The 20059-nt window shown below is 72.9% G+C and carries 16 protein-coding genes; 5 read left to right on the forward strand and 11 right to left on the reverse strand.

Translation table 11 applies throughout. The features are described from left to right. Positions 1–109: 109 nt before the first annotated feature. The 3 genes from ABZV06_RS08985 to xylA all read right to left on the reverse strand — a co-directional run bounded on the left by ABZV06_RS08985 (position 110) and on the right by xylA (position 4250). A complete protein-coding gene (locus ABZV06_RS08985) occupies positions 110–1543 on the reverse strand; it encodes an MFS transporter (protein ID WP_355619891.1) in 1434 nt (477 codons plus the stop codon). A 91-nt stretch (positions 1544–1634) separates the two neighbouring features. Further along, complete coding sequence (gene xylB / locus ABZV06_RS08990) at positions 1635–3053, reverse strand: xylulokinase (RefSeq protein ID WP_355619894.1); 1419 nt, start codon at positions 3051–3053, stop codon at positions 1635–1637. Between the two features lie 9 nt (positions 3054–3062). Then, positions 3063–4250, reverse strand: a complete 1188-nt coding sequence (gene xylA, locus ABZV06_RS08995; protein WP_355241866.1) for a xylose isomerase — start codon at positions 4248–4250, stop codon at positions 3063–3065. A 78-nt stretch (positions 4251–4328) separates the two neighbouring features. Here xylA and ABZV06_RS09000 point away from each other — a divergent pair, with 78 nt between their 5' ends. Next, positions 4329–5567 carry an ROK family transcriptional regulator gene (locus tag ABZV06_RS09000; RefSeq protein ID WP_355619897.1) on the forward strand — a complete coding sequence of 413 codons (1239 nt, stop codon included), beginning with the start codon at positions 4329–4331 and terminating at the stop codon, positions 5565–5567. 126 nt (positions 5568–5693) lie between these two features. After that, positions 5694–7367 (forward strand): PP2C family protein-serine/threonine phosphatase, encoded by a 1674-nt coding sequence (locus ABZV06_RS09005; RefSeq protein WP_355241872.1) that lies wholly within the window; start codon positions 5694–5696, stop codon positions 7365–7367. 18 nt (positions 7368–7385) lie between these two features. Here ABZV06_RS09005 and ABZV06_RS09010 read toward each other — a convergent pair whose 3' ends face one another. Continuing rightward, a complete protein-coding gene (locus ABZV06_RS09010; RefSeq protein ID WP_355619900.1) occupies positions 7386–8051 on the reverse strand; it encodes a MarR family transcriptional regulator in 666 nt (221 codons plus the stop codon). Positions 8052–8108: 57 nt separating this feature from the next. Between ABZV06_RS09010 and ABZV06_RS09015 the strand changes: the two genes are divergently transcribed. Then, complete coding sequence (locus ABZV06_RS09015; protein WP_355241878.1) at positions 8109–9239, forward strand: PP2C family protein-serine/threonine phosphatase; 1131 nt, start codon at positions 8109–8111, stop codon at positions 9237–9239. A gap of 10 nt (positions 9240–9249) precedes the next feature. On the opposite strand, the gene ABZV06_RS09020 is transcribed toward ABZV06_RS09015, so the two are convergent. From ABZV06_RS09020 to ABZV06_RS09050, 7 genes are all read right to left on the reverse strand, one after another. Next, positions 9250–10734 (reverse strand): sugar transferase, encoded by a 1485-nt coding sequence (locus ABZV06_RS09020; protein ID WP_355241881.1) that lies wholly within the window; start codon positions 10732–10734, stop codon positions 9250–9252. Between the two features lie 212 nt (positions 10735–10946). Further along, positions 10947–12680, reverse strand: coding sequence for a substrate-binding domain-containing protein (locus ABZV06_RS09025; protein WP_355619903.1), 1734 nt, complete (start codon positions 12678–12680; stop codon positions 10947–10949). A gap of 183 nt (positions 12681–12863) precedes the next feature. After that, positions 12864–13901 carry a lactonase family protein gene (locus ABZV06_RS09030; protein WP_355619906.1) on the reverse strand — a complete coding sequence of 346 codons (1038 nt, stop codon included), beginning with the start codon at positions 13899–13901 and terminating at the stop codon, positions 12864–12866. 112 nt (positions 13902–14013) lie between these two features. Then, positions 14014–14616, reverse strand: a complete 603-nt coding sequence (locus ABZV06_RS09035; protein ID WP_355619909.1) for an ATP/GTP-binding protein — start codon at positions 14614–14616, stop codon at positions 14014–14016. Then, positions 14597–14983: a DUF742 domain-containing protein gene (locus ABZV06_RS09040; protein ID WP_355241893.1), complete on the reverse strand. Its 387-nt coding sequence runs from the start codon at positions 14981–14983 to the stop codon at positions 14597–14599. The genes ABZV06_RS09035 and ABZV06_RS09040 overlap by 20 nt, the downstream gene beginning before the upstream one ends. Further along, positions 14973–15395, reverse strand: a complete 423-nt coding sequence (locus ABZV06_RS09045) for a roadblock/LC7 domain-containing protein (protein WP_355241896.1) — start codon at positions 15393–15395, stop codon at positions 14973–14975. Before ABZV06_RS09045 ends, ABZV06_RS09040 begins: the two co-directional genes overlap by 11 nt. After that, positions 15395–17812: a nitrate- and nitrite sensing domain-containing protein gene (locus tag ABZV06_RS09050; protein WP_355619912.1), complete on the reverse strand. Its 2418-nt coding sequence runs from the start codon at positions 17810–17812 to the stop codon at positions 15395–15397. Before ABZV06_RS09050 ends, ABZV06_RS09045 begins: the two co-directional genes overlap by 1 nt. 420 nt (positions 17813–18232) lie before the next feature. On the opposite strand from ABZV06_RS09050, the gene ABZV06_RS09055 reads away from it, so the two are divergent. Next, positions 18233–18832 carry a hypothetical protein gene (locus ABZV06_RS09055; protein WP_355241979.1) on the forward strand — a complete coding sequence of 200 codons (600 nt, stop codon included), beginning with the start codon at positions 18233–18235 and terminating at the stop codon, positions 18830–18832. A gap of 11 nt (positions 18833–18843) precedes the next feature. Further along, entirely contained in the window at positions 18844–19866 is a 1023-nt protein-coding gene (locus tag ABZV06_RS09060) for a hypothetical protein (RefSeq protein WP_355619915.1), read from the forward strand. Positions 19867–20059 lie beyond the last annotated feature (193 nt).

Consider the following 20059-nt stretch of genomic DNA (forward strand, 5'->3'; position numbering starts at 1 on the left):
TGCATGGGCGCTTTGTCGCGACAGAAAGTGCAAGATCGCGGGGTGGGGAGGGGGGAGGGTGGGGAGGGGGGAGGGTGGGGAGGGGGAGGGTGGGGAGGGAGGGGGTGGGTCAGAGACGCGTGGCGCGGGTTTCCAGGAGGCCGTGCACGTTCTTGATGTCCGTTGGTGAGCTGCGGGACGCGAGCCAGTACATGACGCCCGTCGGGATGAAGAAGAGTTGGAACGCGGCCAGCCCGACGGCGAAGTTCAGTGGTGGAGGGAATGCCGTTCGCAGCGCTTGGAAGGCCACCCCGACCAGCCCGTTGCCGGCCGCGCGACCGACCCCGTTGACCAGGTTGCCAAGGCTGTAGACGGTCCCCCGGTGCTCCGGCGGGTTCACGTCGGCGATCAGCGCGAACCAGTTCGGCGAGTTGGCCGAGGTCAACGCGAGCGCCACCACGGCGGTGAGCAGGCTCAGCCCGACCGACGGCTCGGTGATCACGCTTGCCAGCACCGCGCCGACGACCGCGCCGCCGCCCGCGTCGTCCGGCACGTCGATGGTCACCGGCACGAAGAACAACACCAGGTAGAACGGCAGCGCGGCGAGGATGCCGACCGCCGCGACCAGGGCCCGCCCCCGAGGGGTACGTCGCTGCACCGCGTCGCCGATCAGGCCACCCACGATGGACAGCACACCGCCGAGCTGGAACAGGGTGGCGAACACGCTGCCGACCACCACCGCCGTGGACTCGGAGTAGCCCTGGGCCTCGGCCCGCTCGGCGAAGAGCCTCGGCAGCCACACCAGCGAGCCGAAGGCGGCCTGCGCGGTCAGACCCTGCAGGATCAGCCACCGGTTGGTCCGCCGGTCCAGGATGCGTGGCAGATCGGCCCGGCTGATCCGGTAGTCGTACTCGGCGCCGGCATCCAGCGCGCCAGCCAGCTCCGGCTGGCTCTGGCCGCGTCGGATGTCGTAGGTGAACAGGTACGCCAGGGTCGCGGCGACGCCCACCCCGGTCAGCAACAGGAACGGCCGCCGCCAGTCGTTCGCCCCGAGCAGCCCGCCGACAAGCGTGCCGGCGAGCGTGCCGACACCCTGGGAGAGCCCCCAGAAACTCATCACCAGCCCGCGCCGGGCCGGTGAGATCAGGTCGGTGACCACCGAGAAGCCGACCGAGCCCACCGCGCCGAGGCCGATCGCCGCGACGAGCTGGGTGGCCAGGAACGTGAGGTACCCGCCAGCGAGCGCGCTGCCGCCGGTGCCCGCCGCCCAGAGCAGCGTGCCCACCATGAGCAGGGGCTTGCGGTTGCTGCGGTCGCCGACGTACGCCCAGCCGACCGCAGCGACCGCGCTGACCAGGAAACTGACGGCGGTGACCAGGCCCAGCAGCCCGGCCGAGACGTCGAACGTCCGGGCGATCGGCCCGTACAGCGGGGGGACGAGCCCGATCGCCACGTTGTCCAGCGAGGCGAGCACCACGAACACCACGACGCTGTACAGCCGGTGCACCGGGCCGCCGCCCCGGCCGTGCGAGCGTTGCTCCCGCCCGCCACTGGTCACCGTCATGACCAGCAGCCAATCAGACTCGGCCGAGCCGGTTGGCACGCGGGTGGACGTCGATCACCGTTGACCGACGCCCACCCGGTCGATCCGACGCTCAGCGCCGGTCGAGCACCAGTCCGCTGGCTGCGGCGTACTGCTCACGGACGGCGGGGACGGGCTCCGCCGCGTACTCCTCGGTGCCCTTGACCTCCCACTGCGGTGCCGTCGCACCGCCCAGGGCGACCCAGGCGGCCTGGCGGGCGGCCCCGTCGGCGACGTACTCCCCGGCGGGTGGGACGACGACCGGGCAGCCGAAGACCTGCGGTGCGATGCGGCGGACCGCTGCCGACCGTGCCCCACCGCCGACCAGGATGACCCGGCGGACGGTGGCACCCTGCGCGGTCAGCGCGTCCAGACCGTCGGCGAGGGCGCAGAGCATGCCCTCCACGGCGGCCCGGGCCAGGTGCGCGGGGGTCGAGGTGCGCAGGGTCAGGCCGTGCACCGCGCCGGTGGCCAGCGGACGGTTGGGCGTGCGCTCACCCTCCAGGTAGGGCACCATGACCAGCCCGTCCGCTCCAGCGGGTGCGGACAGGGCCAGCTCGGCGAGCGCGTCCAGGTCGACGCCGAGCATCGTGGCGGCGGCGTCCAGCACGCGCGCGGCGTTGAGCGTGCAGACCAGCGGCAGGAAGCGGCCGGACGCGTCGGCGAAGCCGGCCACCGCACCGCTGTCGTCGGCCGCCGACACGTCGGCCACGCTGAACACCGTGCCGGACGTGCCGATCGAGACGACCACGTCGCCGGGCCCGGCGCCGACGCCGAACGCGGCGGCGGCGTTGTCGCCCGTGCCCGCGCCCAGCACCGCGCTGCCCAGGTCATCGCTCAGCCGGCCGGCCGAGTCGGCCGGGCCCAGCACCTCGGGCACCACGAGCTGCCGACCGAAAGCCCGTTCCAGCAGGTCCGGACGGTAGGAACCGGTGGCCGGGGACCAGTAGCCGGTGCCGCTGGCGTCACCCCGGTCGGTCCGCAGCGCCGACAGACCGGGCGCGCCGGCCAGCCGCCAGGTCAGCCAGTCGTGCGGCAGGCACACGGCGGCCACCCGGGCGGCCTGCTCCGGCTCGTGACGGGCCAGCCAGCGCAGCTTGGTGATGGTGAAGCTCGCCACCGGCACGCTGCCGGTGGCGTCGGCCCAGAAACGACGCCCCGCCTCGCCGCCGCCGGCCTCCTCGACGAGGTCGGCGGCGGCGTCGGCAGAGCGGGTGTCGTTCCACAGCAGGGCCGGACGGACCACCCCGCCCGCCTCGTCGAGGCAGACCATGCCGTGCTGCTGGCCGGCGACCGATACCGCGGCGACGTCGGCCAACCCACCGGCCTCGTCGACGGCGCTGCGCAGCGCCTTCCACCAGGCTTCCGGGTCGACCTCGGTGCCGTCCGGGTGCGGCGCCCGGCCCTGCCGGAGCAGGGCGCCGGTCTCCGCGTCCCGGATGACCACCTTGCAGGACTGTGTGGACGAGTCAACGCCCGCGACCAGCGGCATGGCGGGGCCTCAGCGAGCGCCGAGCAGGTGCTCGACGGCGAGCTGGTTGAGCCGGACGAAGCCGAAGCCCCGGGCGGCGACCGCGTCGACGTCGACGTCCTCGAACGCGGACCGGTCGGCGAGGAACTCCTCGTAGCCCTCGCCGTCGCCGAGCGTCGGCGTGCTGAGCTCGCCGACCTTGCTGGCGGCCAGCGCCTCGACGACCTCCGGGTCGGCGCGGAACGCCGCCGCGCGCTCCTTGAGCAGCAGGTAGGTGCTCATGTTCGCCGCGGCCGACGCCCAGACACCGTCCATGTCCTCGGTACGCGAGGGCTTGTAGTCGAAGTGCCGGGGACCGTCGTAGGTCGGCCCGCCGTTCGGGCCGCCGTTCTCCAGGAGGTCCACCAGGGCGAACGCGTTCATCAGGTCACCGTGACCGAAGACCAGGTCCTGGTCGTACTTGATGCCACGTTGGCCGTTGAGGTCCAGGTGGAAGAGCTTGCCCTGCCAGAGCGCCTGGGCGATGCCGTGGGCGTAGTTGAGCCCGGCCATCTGCTCGTGCCCGACCTCCGGGTTGAGGCCGACCAGCTCCGGGTGCTCCAACTGGGAGATGAAGCCGAGGGCGTGCCCGATGGTGGGCAGCAGGATGTCGCCGCGCGGCTCGTTGGGCTTGGGCTCCAGCGCGAAGCGCAGGTTGTAGCCCTTGTCGATGGAGTACTGGGTGAGCAGGTTGACGGCCTCGCGGTACCGGTCCAGGGCGGCCTGGACGTCCTTGGCGAGGTCGTACTCGGAACCCTCGCGGCCACCCCACATGACGAAGGTGCTCGCGCCCAGCTCGGCGGCCAGGTCGACCTGGCGCAGCACCTTACGCAGCGCGAAGCGGCGGACCTCGCGGTCGTTGCTGGTGAAGCCGCCGTCCTTGAAGATCGGGTGGGTGAAGAGGTTGGTGGTGACCATGGGCACCACCAGGCCGGTCTCGTCGAGGGCCTTGCGGAACCGCGCGATGTGCTGGTCGCGGGTCGCGGCGTCCGCGCCGAACGGGATCAGGTCGTCGTCGTGGAAGGTGATGCCGTACGCGCCCAGCTCGGCGAGACGGTGCACGGCCTCGACGGCGTCCAGCTCGGGGCGGGTCGCGTCGCCGAACGGGTCGCGGGCCTGCCAGCCCACGGTCCAGAGCCCGAAGGAGAACTTGTCGGCGGGGGTGGGACGAGGTGCCATGGGTGACCTCCGGGATGGTGGTGTCAGGTATTTGTTCAGCGATTGAATTATTTGCCCGCCCTATGGCAGTGTCAAGGGGTGAGCCCCACCCACGCCCCGGCCGGCGCGGCCCGTCAGGGCAGCCTGCGCGAGCTCAACCTCGCCCTGGTCCTCGGCCGGATCGCCGCCGCCGACCGCCCCCCGTCCCGGGCCGACCTGGCCACGGCCACCGGCCTGACCCGGGCCACCGTCTCCGCGGTCGTCGAGGACCTGCTCGCGGGCCAACTGGTCAGCGAGGCCGACCCGGCGCCCCGGGCCGGGGCCGGCCGTCCGGCGCGTGGACTCGTCCTGGCCGACACGGGTCCGGCCGGGCTCGGTCTCGAGGTCAACGTCGACTATCTGACGGTGTGCGTCGTCGACCTCGCCGGTCAGGTCCGCCACCGCACCGTGCACCGGGCCGACCTGCGCCCCGTCGCGCCCGAGGACGCCCTGGCCCGACTCGTCGACCTCGCCGGGCACGCCCGCGCCGACGCGGCCCGACAGGGCCTCACCCTCGCCGGGGCCGCGCTCGCCGTACCCGGCCTGATCGACGACTCCGGGCAGGTCCGGCTCGCGCCGAACCTCGGCTGGCGGGACGTGCCGGTGCCCGAGCTGCTCAGCGCGCACCCGGCCCTGACCGACCAGGTGCCGGGCGTACCGGCGCTGGTGGTGGACAACGAGGCCAACCTCGCGGCGCTCGGCGAGCTGCACTCCCGGCCACCCGGCCCGGCCAGCTTCCTGCACATCTCCGGCGAGGTCGGCATCGGCGCGGGGATCGTCCTGGACGGCGCGCTGTTCCGCGGCGTACGCGGCTGGAGTGGCGAGATCGGGCACTTCCCCGTGCATCCGCAGGGGCGGCCCTGCCGCTGCGGAGGGCGCGGCTGCCTGGAGCAGTACGCCGGCCAGGAGGCGATCGTCACCGCCGCCGGGCTGGTGCGGGCCGAGCTTCCCGCCGACACCGCCACGGCCCGGCTGGCCGAGCTGGCCGAGGCCGGTGACCCGGACGCGCTGCGCGCGCTGCACGACGCCGGCACGGCCCTCGGGGTGGCGGTCGCCAGTGTCGTGAACCTGCTGGACCTGGACACCGTGGTCCTCGGCGGCGGGTACGCCCCGCTGGCACCCTGGCTCTGCCCGCCGGTGCTCGCCGAGATCGGGGCCCGGGTACTCACCGCCGCCTGGTCGCCGGTCTCGGTCCGCCCCTCGACCCTCGGGCCGGAGGCCGCCGCCGTGGGCGCGGCCGGCTCGGTGGTACGGCGGATCGTCGCCCGCCCCGCCGGTTGGCTGGGTCGCGCCGGCTGACCGGAGGCGACGGCCTCCGGTCGTGTCGGTGCGCCTCGGTACGCTTGCCATCGAGCAACGACCGGCAGGTGAGGAGCCGAGGAGCAGCATGCGCACAGGTCGTCGGACGCGGGCCGGCGTCGGGCGGTGACCACGATCCGACGGGGCGGCATCGCCGGTCCGGTCGGCGGTGACGAGCCCGCGTCGCGCCGTCCGACCTGCCACGCCGGAAGCCCGCTGTCGGCCGACTCGCCATTGGCCCGCGAGCTGCTCGACGGGCTCGCCGAGGCGGTGCTGACGACCGACGAGACCGGCCGGGTGACCCTGGTCAACGCCCGGGCGGCGGCCCTGCTCCCGGAGCTCGTCCCGGGCGTCGAGCTGTCCCGGTGCCCGGTGGTGGCGCTGGCCCGGGCCGTACACGACGGCACCGGCGCCTTCGAGGCCGAGCACCACGGCCGCCACCTGCACGGCGCCCGGCGGCAGCTCGCGGGCAACCGGTACGCCTGGTACGTCCGCGACGTCACCGAGGAGCACGCCCGCACCGACGCCCTGCTGGCCGAGCGCTCCCGGACGGCCTTCCTCGCCCAGGCCGGCAGCCGGCTCGGGCTCGCACTGCACCGGGACCAGACACTCCGTACCACCGTGACCCTCGCCGTGCCGTACCTGGCCGATGCCGCCGTGGCCCTGCTCCGTCCCGCCGCGCCGGCCGAGCCGCGCCCTCGCTTCACGCGGTACGCCGACGACGAGCCGGGCCCGGTGACCGGGGTGACCGGACCGGAGCTGACCGACCTCGTCCCCGGCCTGGGCGCGGCGCTCGACGGCGAAACCACCGAGCCGACACCCGGGCTGGACGCCGACGACGTCACCGACCTGGCCGTCCTGCTCCCGCCCGGCTTCGGCCGGCCGGGCGCGGTGCTGGTCAGCCCGATGCGCGGCCCCGGCGGTCCGGCCGGCGCTCTGCTGCTCGTCCGCCGAGCCGGGCGGGCCGACTTCGACACCCGCGACCGCGAGCTGGCCCGCGAGTTCGCCGCTCGGGCCGGCGCGGCGCTGGCCGCCGCCGAGCTGTACGGCGAGCAGGCCCACCTGGCCCGGGTGTTGCAGACCAGCCTGCTCCCGCCGGACCTGCCGACGGTGCCGGGCGTGCGGATGGGCGGCGGCTACCGGTCCGCAGGCGACACGATGCGCATCGGCGGGGACTTCTACGAGGTGTTCCCGCAGCCGCGGGGAGCGCTGTTCGCGCTGGGTGACGTGTCCGGTAGGGGCGTCGGAGCGGCGGTGCTGACCGGCCGGGTCCGTCAGTCGCTACAGACGTTACGACTCGTCGAGCAGCGACCGCTGGCGCTGATCGAGCTGCTCAACCGCACCCTTTTCGACGCGCCCGACGCGGCACGGCGCAGCCAGCTCACCACCCTGCTGCTCGGGTCGCTGGAGCACGGGCCGACGGGGGTGGACCTGCGGATCGCCGGCGGCGGCCACCCCGCGCCGCTGCTGGTCACCGCCTCGGGTTCCGTCGCCGGAGTCCCGGTCGGCGGGATGCCGGTCGGCGCGCTGGCCGACGCCCGGTTCACCGAGGTGCGGGTACACCTCGACCCGGGCGACCTGCTCCTCGCGTACACCGACGGGGTGACCGAGGCGAACGGCGGCCCGGCGCACGTGGAGAAGTTCGGTGAGCACCGGCTGCGCGCCGCGCTCGCCGCGGCAGCCGATCTGCCGCCGGCTGCCCTGGTCGACAGGCTGCTCCAGGTGGTCGACGAGTGGGTGGGCGGGCAGGCTCACGACGACATCGCCATGCTGGCGATGTGCGCGTCGACACCAGGCTGACCCGCGTACCGGACCCCTTCAGGCGGTCCGCGCCACGGGCGGTTCCCCGGTGGGCCATTCGCGCGGCGTACCCGTCATCCGCTCCGGACCCGCCGGCCCGCTCTGCCACACCTGTCGGGTCGGCCGGTCCGGCTGCTTCGACGACTCCCGCACCGGCCCGTCGGGCCGGTCCGGGTCGTGCGGCCAGTCCCCTCGCCCACCCGGCCGGTCGTCGTCCGGCGTGCTCCGCGCCTGCTGCCGACGCGCGACCTCGTCGAACTCCCGCACCCCGCTCACCAGCGCGGCACGGCCGGCCGGGGTCATCGCCGCCAGCACGGCGGCGAGCCGCTCCTGGCGGTCGGTGCGCAACTCCGCGAGGAGCCGGCGGGCCTCGGGAGTGAGGTGCAGCGAGATCTCCCGCCGGTCGAAGCGGCCCGGCTCGCGCTCCAGCATGCCGGCCGCGACCAACCGGTCGCAGAGCCGGCTGGCGGAACTCAGCAACATGTCCAGTCGGGTCGCGAGCCGGCGTAGGTTGATCCCGTCGTACTGCTCCACGACCATCACCGCCCGAAGTTGGGCACCGGAGACTCGGCTGGCGGTCGCCTCGCGGGCGGAGTCCCAGACGCCCAACAGGGCACCCGCCGCCGCGTCCAGGGCGGCGGCCATACTCGTCGCAGGGTCCGGTGGACCGTTGTGTTCGGCCATGGTGGCCCGAGACTACTCCGAACCCGCTGGTGGTCGAGCTCTGATCAAGGAGGCCTGATGAGCGAACCGGTCGATCGGGCACGCCGCACCCTGAACGAGACACCCGCCGACCGCCTCGTGGGTGGTGTCGGCCGGGTCCTCGACCAGGCGTACGGGATCAGCGAGACCGAGTTGTACCAGGTCGACTACCGCCTCGCGGAGCTGCTGCCGCTCAGCGAGGGTGACGCTCTCCGGGGTGCGGGGCACCCCGCCTGGCGCGCGTTCGACCACCAGTCACCCATCGTGGTCGACGGTGTCGCCTGGTTGCCGGTCACCATGCGCGGCGAACGCCGGGGCGTCCTGCGGCTCGCGCCGGTGGCCGACGACGCAGGGGTGCTCGGCGAGCTGGCGGACATCGCCACCTCGCTCGCACACGAGCTGGCCGCAGTCTCCCCCGGCACCGACGTCTACAGCGTCGCGCGGCGCAGTCAGCGGCTCACGCTGGCCGCCGAGATGCAGTGGGACCTGCTGCCCGGCCGCAGCCGGGTCCGGACGTCGTTCAGCCTGGCCGGGCAGCTCGAACCGGCGTACGCCGTGCGCGGTGACAGCTTCGACTGGTCCGACGACGGGGAACGGCTCTGGCTCTCGACGGTCAACGGCAGCGGTGAGGGTGTCGCGGCAGCACTGCTCACGTCGCTGGCCACCCACGCGCTGCGCAACGCCCGCCGGGCCGGCCTCGGTCTGGGCGACCAGGCTGCTCTCGCCGACCAGGCCGTCTACGACGAGTACCGGGGCAAGCGGCACCTCTCGGCGCTACTGATGGAGTTGGACCTGCGCTCGGGGACGATGACGGTGGTGGACGCCGGCTCGCCACGGCTCGTCCTCCTGCGCCGCGGCGAGGTCACCGAGCAGCCGTTGGAGGCGCAGTTCCCGCTCGGCATGTTCGAGGCGACCGACTACCACGAGCAGACGTTCACGCTGGAACGCGGCGACCGGTTGTTCGTCGTCAGCGACGGCGTCGTGGAGGCCACTGGGCGGAACGTGCGCTACGGCGAGACGGCGCTGGACCGGTTCCTGCGACGGACCGGCCCGATGGAACCGCTGGACGCCGTCCGGTCGCTGCTCGGTGACCTGCGCGCCTTCGTGGCCGGCGACCTGGTCGACGACGCCGTGGTGGTCTGCCTGGACTGGACCGGGCCGCAGTTCTGAGCGGCGCCGGTCAGTAGGCGCCGCGGCTGTTCAGCACCGCGCCGGCGGTCTTCCACAGAATGGTGAGGTCGGCGGCGAGCGACCAGTTCTCCACGTAGTAGAGATCGAGTCGGATGCCGTCCTCCCAACTCAGGTCGGACCGGCCACTGACCTGCCACAACCCGGTCATGCCGGGCTTGACCAGCAGTCGCCGAGCCACGTCGCCGTCGTAGCGGGCCACCTCGGACGGCAGCGGCGGACGCGGCCCGACGAGGCTCATCTGGCCCAACAGCACGTTGACCAGCTGCGGCAGCTCGTCCAGCGACCACTTGCGCAGCAGCCGACCGACCCGGGTCACCCGGGGGTCGTCACGCATCTTGAACATCAGGCCGTCGGTCTCGTTGCGGATCGCCAACTCGGCGAGCAGCGCGTCGGCGTTGACCACCATCGTCCGGAACTTGAACACCCCGAACTCCTGCCCACCCCGGCCCACCCGGACCTGCCGGAACAACACCGGCCCCCGGCTGTCCAGTTTGATGGCCAACGCGATGACCGCGATCAGCGGCAGGAGCAGCGCCAGGGCGATCGACGACATCGACCGGTCGACGAAGCCCTTGACCAGCTTGCGCGCGCCGCGGAACTCGGGTGCCTCGACGTGGATCAGGGGCAGTCCGGCGACCGGGCGGGTGTGGATCCGCGGGCCCGCCACGTCGGTGAGCGCGGGGGCCACCACGAGGTCGACGCCGGTCCCCTCCAGCTGCCAACCGAGCCGGCGCAGTCGGGCCGCGGTCAGCTCGCCGGAGGCGGTCACCGCCACCGTGTCCGCGCCGATCGCGGTCGCGGCCTCCGGGATGCCCCGGAACGACCCCACCACCGGCACGTCGCCGAGCCGCTGCGCCACCGGCGCGAGCAACGCGTCGGGGATGCACGCGCCGACCACCTGGTAGCCGGCGTACGGCTCGCGCCGCAGGGTGTGCACGAGTTCCAGGACGTGCGCGGTGTCGCCGACGACGAGCACCCGACGGGACCAGCCGGCACCCTTCGAACGGGCCCGGTGCAGGCGTTTGCGCGCCGCGAACCGGGTCATCTCCAGCCCGACGGTGCCCACCGCGAAGGAGATGCCGAGGAAGCCACGGGAGACGCCGACGTCGGCGATGTAACCGGCGATGGCGATCGCTCCGGCCAGTCGTAGGCTCGCCGAGCTGACCCGCCGGTACTCGTCCGCCCCGTAGCCGACCACCCGGTCGTCGTAGCACCCGAGCGCCTTGAGGGAGATCAGCCAGGCCAGGACCAGACCGGGCGCCACCAGCACGTACGGGATCTTGGAGCCGACCGGCTCCTCGTCACCGAACCGGCCGACGTAGCCGACGAACAACGCGATGATGAGGATGGTGGTGTCCAGCACCACCAGGACGCGAATGTAGGAACGTTCGTCGGCCCGGGCCACCAGGCCGCTCGGACGGTCCTTTGACGTCGCCGAGCTGTCGGCGGGGGTCAACAGTGTCGCCGCGGTCACCGGCCCTCCCACTCTGCTCAGGACGGCCCCGGCCGACAGGTCGGGCCAGAGGCGGACCGACATTGCCGGAACACGTCGACATCCTGCCCTGACAACTATGACTGCCGATTGCTTCCGACGTATTGCCGTCACTTTTCCTCAATCCCGCAGCCATAAAAGGAACCCGCCGTACCGGCTCGGCGGTACGACGGGTTCCTGTGCTGTGCGGCGGGTCAGCGCGGTGCTGGTGGGCGCCGTGCGATGGCGGTGAGGAAGATGCTGCCGATCTCGCTCGGGTCCTTGGTGACGAAGACGTCGCCGCCGGTCACCTTGGTGATCGACTCCAGCTCGGCCTTGCTGACACCCTCGCCGATACCGATCATGATGACCTGGACCGGCCGCTCCGGGTCGGCGATCTGCTTGAGCTTGGCGAGCAGCTGCTGCTGGTTGATGCCGTTGTCGTCCTCGTTCTTGCCGTCGGTGAACAGCACGATCGAGTTGACTCGGCCGGGCTGCCAGTCCTCCTGCACCGCCTGGTACGCGGCCAGCATCGTGTCGTAGAGGCCGGTGTCACCGCTGGACGGCTTGACGGTGGCGAGCGCGCCCTCCAACTGGGCCCGCTGGCCGGAGAGCGGCCCGATCGGCACCAGCTCGCGGTAGTCCCGGTTGCCGACGAGCTTGGTGGAGAAGGTCCACAGGCCGATGGACCAGGAGTCGTCGAAGAGCCCGAGGCCGCGGCGGGCCGCGTCCACGGTGACCTCCTCGCGGCTGCGGTTGTTGGCGCTGGGCACCTCGTCCTTCATCGAGCCGGAGACGTCGATGACGGCGAGCATCCGGCCGGACTGGGTGGCGATCGACCAACTGGACACGACACGCTGTATCGCGGCTGGGTCCAACCCGCCCGCCGCCGTGCCGCCGGCCGCCGGGGCGCTCGACGCGCCACCGGCCGGGCTCGGGGCGCCCTGCGGCGCGTTGAAGCCGGCACCCCAACTGCCGTCCGGCCCGCGCAGCGACTGTGCCGCCAGGCGGTCACGGAACTTCGGGGCGGTGAGCAGCTCGTACAGCACCTTCGCCGCCGCCGCCTTGGTCGGCTCGATACCGGGCAGCACCGCGTACGGGTAGTCCAGCGGCATCGGGGCCGGCTCCATGTAGAGCGCGGCGAGCGGCACCGGGGGCTTCTTGTTGTTGTACGCGATCACGTCTTCCTCGGACAGCGCAGCCGCACCGAGAGCGCTGGCGATCGAGGTCGGGTCCGTGGCGGTCGGGAAGCGGGCCAGCAGGTCGTTGCGGAGCGAGGAGCGGCCGGTGGCCAGCGCCCGCAGCGCCCCGACGGTGTTGCGCTGGGCGTCGCCGCCGGCGCCGCTGGCGGCCGTGGTCAGCGAGAGCAGGCCGGACAGGCCCGCCGCGTCCCGGGTCGGCTCGACGATTCCGGTACGCAGTGGTTTGCTGCTGTTGACCTGCTTGAGCAGATCGGTCCAGGTGAACTTGGCGTTGGGCCAGCCGAGCCTCGTGGCCACCGGCTCGGGCATCGCCACGACGACCGGGCTGCGCGCGATGGAGGCGCCGTTGGTCGGCGCGAACGCCGTCGCGTCCTTCTTGAGGCGCAGCAGCCAGGTCGAGGAGTCCGGCACCCAGACGTCCGGGGTGACGGCCGTGCCACTGGCCTGCCCGACGCCGGCGAGCACCGCGCCGTGCTTCGCGGCCACCACGGCAGCCACGTCGACCGGATCGGACGCCGAGACATCGACACGGATGCAGGTCGGGCCGACCGCTGCACCGTCCTTGACCCACTGGGAGGCGGCGGCGTCCACCGCGGGGGCCAGCTCGGAGGCGACCGCCACGGCGAGCCGGATCTCCCCTGAACAGCTGGGCTGGATCAGCTCCTTGTAGCCGAACCAGACGCCGGTGGTGACGACGAGAACCGTCGCCGTCGCGGCGGCGGCTGCTAGATGGAGTTTCGAACGCATTCGATGGCGGCCAGACACGCTGACCATCTTGCGTATTAGGTGCCGTCTCTGCCACATCCGTTCGGACTAAAGTTACGCAGGAGAAACAGTTGATCACCATTTAGCGACAGAGAGTGATGAATCCGCCCCACGGCGTTGCCAAACCGGTCCGGCTCTCGCATTCACGTCCGTCGAACGTCCGCCTCACGGAAGGACGCACGTCGGGCTCGCCACCGGAACGGGCTCGCCGACCGGGGTCGGGATGCCGGTGCTCGCGTCCCGCCGGAACACCCGCACCATGTCCGCCCGCTCGTCGGCGACGTAGAGGTGCTCCCCGATCAGCGCGAAGTGTCGCGGCCACTCTCCACCGGTGTCCACTTCGGACACCAGCGCGGGAAGCTCACCGGCCAGGTCGAACACGGCAATGGTGCCGACACCCCGGTTCGCGACGTACAGGAAACGCCCGTCCTCGTCCACCGCGACCTCCGACGGCTGCACGTGACCGGTCCGGCCGCTCGCGTCGACCCGACCCCGTTGGTGCAGCGCGCCATCGTCGGACAACCCGTACGCGGTGACCGAAGCATCCAGCTCGCCGACCAGGTAGCAGCGCTGGCCGTCGGGATGACGGGCCAGGTGCCGGGGTCCGGTGCCGGGCACCGTGCGCATCCGCGGACCGCGCGGCACCAGCCGCCCGCTCGCGGTGTCCAGGTCGTACCGGTAGACCGAGTCGGTGCCGAGATCCACCGCCAGCAGCGGCCCCCCGCCGCGGTCCGGATTGACCATGTGGGCGTGCGCCCGGTCCTGGCGTTCCGGGTCGGCGCCGTGGCCCTCGTGCACCACGAGATCGGTGCGCTCACCGGGCGCACCCTGGGCGTCGAGCGGGAAGACCGCGACACTCCCACTGCCGTAGTTGGCGGCCACCAGGTGCCCCCCGTCGGACAGCACCGCCAGGTGGCAGGGCTCGGCACCGCCGGTCGAGAAGCTGCCGAGCGCGTCCAGCGCGCCGTCCGCCCCGACCCGCCAGGCGCTGACCTGGCCGTCGGTCAACTCGTTGACCGCGTAGAGCACCGGCTGGGTGGGGTGCCGCACGAGGAACGACGGCGACGGCGTGACCGCCACCGTGCCGAGTGGGGTCAGAGCCCCGGTGGCCGGGTCCCGCTGGGCGGCGACGATGCCGCTGGCCCGCCCGCCGCTCTGCGCGGTGTAACCCCCGATATGGACGATCTCGTGCTGACCAGTCACGCTGCACCCCTTCGCGCCGACATCTCCGTAGATCCAACCAGAGCTGCCCACGACGCCGACCGGCTAACCGGCTTTCCGACGCCCGGTCGGTCCGCGGACGCCCGACGACAGCTCAGGTCGCCGGCACCGGCTCGCCGCGCTGCCGGGCCACGTGCTCGACCAGCGAGATCAATACCAGCTTGCCGGACTGCCGGTCCCGGGCGTCGCAGAGCACCATCGGCACGTCCGGGTCCAGGTCGAGCGCTCGGCGTACGGTCTCGAGGTCGAAGCGACGGGTGTCCTCGAAACAGTTCACCCCCACCACGAACGGGATGCCACGCTGCTCGAAGTAGTCGATGGAGGGGAAGCAGTCGGCCAGCCGTCGGGTGTCGGCGAGCACCACCGCGCCGAGCGCACCGAAGGCCAGCTCGTCCCAGAGGAACCAGAACCGGTCCTGGCCGGGCGTGCCGAACAGGTACACCTGCAGGTCGTCGTTGATGGTGATCCGGCCGAAGTCCATCGCCACGGTGGTGGTCGTCTTGCCCTCCACCCCAGAGAGGTCGTCGGTGCCGATTCCGGCGTCGGTCAGCACCTCCTCGGTCTGCAACGGCCGGACCTCGCTCAACGCACTCACCAGTGTCGTCTTGCCGGCACCGAAGCCCCCGGCGATGAGGATCTTCAGTGCCAGCGGGACGGTGAGAGCTGAGCCCGCATGGTCATAGCGCACGGAGTCCACTGACCACCGCCTTGAGGATGTCGTCGTTGGGAATGTCGCCACCGGTCGGCGGTTCGTGCACCGCGACCAGTCCCTGCGCCAGGAGGTCGCCGAGCAGCACCCGGATCACGCCGACCGCGAGGTCCAGCTCGGCCGCCAGCTCGGCCACCGACACGGGGTGACCGGCCAACGCGACCAGCCGCCGGTGCTCCGGCGGCAACTGCGGGTGGGCCGCAGCGTCGTGGCCCGCGCCGGCCAGCACGAACGCGACCAGGTCGAACCCGGCGGCGGAACGCACCCGACCGCCGGTGAGCGTGTACGGGCGGACCACCGGGCCCGCGTCGCCGTCCAGCCACTCGTGCTGGGGGCCGGGCGGCTCAGTCCGCATCACCGGCATCCGCGGACTGTCGGGCCGACGCGGTCAGGTTCTCCCCCACCCGGATGACAAGCATCGCCATCTCGTACGCGACCAGGCCGATGTCCGCGTCCGCGTCGCTCACCACGGCCAGGCAGGTGCCCTGCCCGGCGGTGGTGACGAAGAGGTACGCCGACTCCATCTCCACCACGGTCTGCCGGACGGGACCGCCGTCCACATGGTGACTCGCGCCCCGCGCCAGGCTGGAGAAGCCGGCGGCGAGCGCGCAGAGGTGCTCGGCGTCGGAGCGCTCCAACTCGGCCGACGAGCCGAGCAGCAGTCCGTCGGCGGAGAGCACCACCGCCTCCCGGGCGGCCGGTACCCGTTGCACCAGCTCGTCGAGCAACCAGTCGAGGCCGGGGCTCTGCTTCGTCGTTTCCCGCACTAGGCGTCCCTCTCAGTCGCGGTCGGTTCGGAAGCCGTCGGGGGCGCGTCGGCGGCGGGCACCGCATCGGGGGCCACCGTGGGCGCAGCGGCCGGGATCACCGGCGCTGCGGAGGGCGGAGGCGCGGGCGTACCGCGCCGCGCCGTCGTACCCGGGGCGACGACGGTAGCCCGACCTCGGGCGGTACCCGCCTGCAGGGCCGCCATCACCCGGCGTACCTCCTCCGGCGACCGGGGCGACGGCATGTCGGCGGCGGTGGACCGGGTCAGGGCGTTGGGCGTGCGCCGGCGTACCCGGCGGGGCAGCCCATCGAGATCGTCCGCCGTCGCGTCCGAGGACGGCTCGCTGTTCCCGTCCGAACCATCGGACGTCGAGCCGGTGGGCAGGGTCACGGTGGGCGGGTCGCTGGTCACGACCGAGGACGAGCCGGTACGGCCGGCGCGCGGCCGGGGAGCTGTGCTTCGGCGTACGGGTCGGATCAGCCGGCGATCACCCGGCGCGGCCGGCAGCGAGGCCGGATCGGGGCCGGCCGGCGGCTCGGCGGTGACCAGGTCCGTGGGAATCAGCACCACCGCGGTGACGCCGCCGTCCTCGGGGGACCGCAGTCGTACGCGTACGGAGTGCCGCGCCGCCAAGCGCGCCACCACGAACAGGCCGAGGCGGGCACTCTGCGCCGGGTCGAACTCCGGTGAGCTCGTCAGCCGCGTGTTGGCGTTCTCCAGCGCGGCGGCGGACATGCCCAGCCCCTGATCGGTGACCGACAGGACGTACCCCTCGGGGGTCTGCTCACCGCTGATGGTCACCCGGGTGTCCGGCGGGGAGAAGGCGGTGGCGTTCTCGACCAGTTCGGCGAGCAGGTGGATGATGTCGCCGACCGCCCGGCCCAGCACGCCGGCCGACTGCACGGCGGTGAAGTCCACCCGGTCGTACGCCTCGACCTCGCTGATCGCGCCGCGGACCAGGTCGACCATCGCGACCGGATTGCGCCACCCCCGGCCCGGCGCGGAGCCGGCCAGGATGACCAGGTCCTCGGCGTGCCGGCGGAGCCGGGTGGCCAGGTGGTCCACCTGGAACAGCTCGGCCAACTCGTCCGGGTCCTCGGCGCGTCGCTCCATCCGGTCCAGCAGGTGCAACTGCCGATGCACCAGGCCCTGACTGCGGCGGGCGATGTTGAGGAACACCTCGTTGAGCCCTCGGCGCAGGGTGACCTCGTCCACGGCGGCCTGGACGGCGGTGCGCTGCACCTCGGTGAAGGCCCGCCCGACCTCGCCGATCTCGTCGTGACCGTACTCCAGGGGTGGCGCCTCGCGGGCGACGTCGACCTGCTCGCCGCGACGCAGCCGGGTCACCACGTCGGGCAGTCGGTGCTCGGCCAGTTCGAGGGCGGCGGTACGGACGCCGCTGAGCCGCCGGACCAGGGTGCGGCCGACCCGCAGCGCGACCAGCACCGACACCACCACGGCGACGAGACCGAGAATCCCGGCGGCGGCGAGCCGGACCAGGATCCCGACGGCCATCGGCACCGAGCGGTCGGTGAGGTTGTCGGCCTCGGCCAGCTCGAAGTCGCGCAACTGCTGCTGTACGGCGTCGTGGCTGGCCTGCCACGACGCGGCGTCGACCGGTGGCCGGCCGGACCTGTTGGCCCCGATCAGCGCGTCCTGCATGGCCCGCAGGCTGGTGAAGTCGCGGCTCTCGCTGAGCCGCTGGAACGCGGTGCGGGCGGCCTCGGGCAGGTCGGCCACCGCGCTCTCGGTGAGCCACCGCTGGTTGCCGATGGTCTGTACGAGCAGCGCGTGCTCGGAGTTGGCGAACTTCCCGGCGGTCAGCACCCCGGCCAGCATGGCGTCGGTCTGGCCGAGCAGCTCCCGGGAGCGGCCCAGCGTGGTGAGGGCCAGCGCCTGTCGGTTGATGGCGGGATCGCTCAGATTCGCCATCGCGGAGAATGCCTGGAAGGCCGCCGAGACCATGCCGCTGTAGAGGCCGATGGCGCCCGCGCGGTCCATCATCCCGTCGTCGATGAAGTCCCGCCCCGTCGGCAGCGCCGCCAGAGCGGTGACCAGCCGGTCGACGCGGTCCTGAAGCAGGTCGTCGGCGGCGTCGCGCAACGCCTCCCCCTCGACGCGGCGACGCAGCTCGGCGACCGCCCGGTCCGTACGCTGCCGCTGCTCGGCCAACGCGGGCAGTTCGGTGTCCCCGGCGAGTTGCACCACCGACAGTCGACGCTCGCGTTGCAGCTCGGTCACCACCGCCTCGCCGGGGCGACCCAGGTCGTACAGCAGCGTGCGCGCGGAGAGCAGGTTCAGAGCGGGACCGAAGGTCAACGTCGTCGCGAAGATCCACAGCGCGAGGAGCGCCGTCACGGGCGCGACGACCAACGCGGTCAGCTTCGAGCGGATCGGCCAGTCGCGGGTTCTCATCGGACCTCGCCCGGAAAGGGGTGGCAGGAGGGGCGCCGGCACCGCCGGGCAGCGCGCTCGCCGATCGCGTACCCGGCCGTCGGGCCGGGCACCGGCGCGCGCGCCTTGGGCAGGATACGTAATCACGCCCGGTTGCACTACCGCCGTGGCGGCGACGTCGGTGCTGCGGAGCGCGCTCCCGCCGTTCCGTCGAACGCCGCGCCGCCGCACTTCCCGGGGCGCTGGTGCTGAGCGGGAAGGGATCGGACGTTGCCGGCGATGTCGTACGCCGGCGCACAGCCCACCAACACCGTCTATCTGGAATGAGTCAGGTTTCTGTCAGCTACGGCGACCCGGGACCGCGATCGGCGAGGAAAGTCCCTCGGATCGGGATTGGCGATCAGTACGCGGAGGGAATACCAGATGACGAAGGAGGAGCTTATGTCGCCCACGCAGATAATCGTCATCGTGCTCGTCGTGCTGGTGATCATCGCGGCGATCGCCGTTGCCGTCCGGACGATCGGTCGCCGCCGTGCGCTGCGCAGCCGGTTCGGGCCGGAGTACGACCGGGTGGTCCAGGAGCAGGAGAGCCGGTCCGCCGCGGAGCGCGAGCTACGCGACCGGGAACGCCGGCACGCCGAGCTCACGCTCACCCCGCTCAGCCCGGAATCCCGGGCCCGTTACGCCGCCGCTTGGGAAGAGCTCCAGATCCGCTTCATCGACTCGCCGGGCGAGACCGTGGGCGACGCGGACGAACTGGTCACCCGGCTCATCGAGGAGCGGGGCTACCCGACGGGGGACTTCTCCGACCAGATCGCCCACCTCTCCGTGGAGCACGCCCGCACGCTGACCAACTACCGGGACGCGCACGAGATCCACCTGCGGAACTCCCGGGGCGAGGCGAGCACCGAGGAGCTGCGCCAGGCGGTCGTGCACTACCGGGCGCTCTTCGCCGACCTGCTCGGCGAGGAGCCCGTCGGTCAGCGCACGCCCGAACAGCGTTCCCACCCGGACACTCCGCACGACGCCACGAGCCGCTGAGGAGGCCACCGATGCGCCACGAAGAGCAGCAGGTGAGTAACGACCATCCAGAGGCCGTCCGGTCCGCGCCGGTTCCGGTCCCGCCGTCCGACGACCGGGCCGCCCGCTCCGACGTACCCGAGGACACCCTGGACGACCGCGGCACCTTCGACGATCCGAGGGTTGACGACGAGCGGGCCAACGGCACCGATGTCCTGCACGATCGGGCCGACGACGACGAGCCGACCGACGGCACCGACCGGCGGAACCAGCCCGACGACGAGGGTGGCTTCCACGAGCCGGGCCCGCTGCCGACCGTGTTCGGTGCGACAACTGTCGCCGACGCGGTGGCCGCGTCCGCCCTGGCCAGCCCGCGTCCGCAGGACCAGCCCGACCCGCGGGCCGAGCGGACCGCCGCGCCCGGCGACGGCGCCGAGGACGGCGAGCGGGAGGGGTTGCGTGCCGACCCCACCGCCGAACTGCACCGCCGGGACGACTTCGCGGAGGTCGACGGTGACACCACGCCCGAGACCGACCTCGACGTCGAGGACCGACGTACCGTCGTCGTCCCGGGAAGCACGGACGGCGCGCCGGAGCGCCGCAGTGACCTGACCGACTGGGCCGGCGATCCGGACGCGGCGACCGCGGGCGCGGCCGGGTACGGCAGCGCCTCGCCGGAGATGGTCGACCCGGACGCGGACGCCGAACCGGTCGCCACCGAGGGCACCGGCGCCTCGCTGGAGTCGGCCGGCACGTCGCGGCCCGCTGGTTCGACCGTCGCCACCGACGCGGCCACACTCCTCGACGGGGACACCGCGCAGGGCTTCCGGGACCGCTGGCGGGACGTGCAGCTACGTTTCGTCGACGATCCGCAGGCCGCCGCCGGCGAGGCGCAGGCGCTGGTCGAGGAAGCCATCCAGGCTCTCGCCTCGGCGCTGGCCGCGCAGAAGAACACGCTGGGTGGATGGCAGGACACCGGCTCGGCGGACACCGAGCAGCTGCGGATGGCAGTCCGCAACTACCGGGACTTCCTGGACCGCGTCCTGGGTCGTTGACCGACCAAACCCACGGGGCGTCCGGCCGACAACGGCCGGGCGCCCCGTTTCGCGTCCGCGCCGACAAGCTGGGCGCTGGTCGAGCGGGGTGGGTGCCGGGCGAGCGCGCCGAGAGCTGGGCGAGCGCGCCGGATGCCGAGCAGCCCCTTTGCTCTGCTTCACCACAGGCAACACCCGGTGTCCGGATAACGGA

The organism is Micromonospora sp. NPDC005172, from assembly GCF_040608555.1.
Lineage (GTDB): Bacteria > Actinomycetota > Actinomycetes > Mycobacteriales > Micromonosporaceae > Micromonospora.

What these genes read in the sequence shown, in the direction of transcription:
- ABZV06_RS09050 (WP_355619912.1), bottom strand. Translation starts at nt 17,812, where the DNA reads ATGAGAACCCGCGACTGGCCGATCCGCTCGAAGCTGACCGCGTTGGTC.
- ABZV06_RS09025 (WP_355619903.1), bottom strand. Translation starts at nt 12,680, where the DNA reads ATGCGTTCGAAACTCCATCTAGCAGCCGCCGCCGCGACGGCGACGGTT.
- ABZV06_RS09055 (WP_355241979.1), top strand. Translation starts at nt 18,233, where the DNA reads ATGTCGCCCACGCAGATAATCGTCATCGTGCTCGTCGTGCTGGTGATC.
- xylA (WP_355241866.1), bottom strand. Translation starts at nt 4,250, where the DNA reads ATGGCACCTCGTCCCACCCCCGCCGACAAGTTCTCCTTCGGGCTCTGG.
- ABZV06_RS09060 (WP_355619915.1), top strand. Translation starts at nt 18,844, where the DNA reads ATGCGCCACGAAGAGCAGCAGGTGAGTAACGACCATCCAGAGGCCGTC.
- ABZV06_RS09040 (WP_355241893.1), bottom strand. Translation starts at nt 14,983, where the DNA reads ATGCGGACTGAGCCGCCCGGCCCCCAGCACGAGTGGCTGGACGGCGAC.
- ABZV06_RS08985 (WP_355619891.1), bottom strand. Translation starts at nt 1,543, where the DNA reads ATGACGGTGACCAGTGGCGGGCGGGAGCAACGCTCGCACGGCCGGGGC.
- ABZV06_RS09015 (WP_355241878.1), top strand. Translation starts at nt 8,109, where the DNA reads ATGAGCGAACCGGTCGATCGGGCACGCCGCACCCTGAACGAGACACCC.
- ABZV06_RS09010 (WP_355619900.1), bottom strand. Translation starts at nt 8,051, where the DNA reads ATGGCCGAACACAACGGTCCACCGGACCCTGCGACGAGTATGGCCGCC.
- xylB (WP_355619894.1), bottom strand. Translation starts at nt 3,053, where the DNA reads ATGCCGCTGGTCGCGGGCGTTGACTCGTCCACACAGTCCTGCAAGGTG.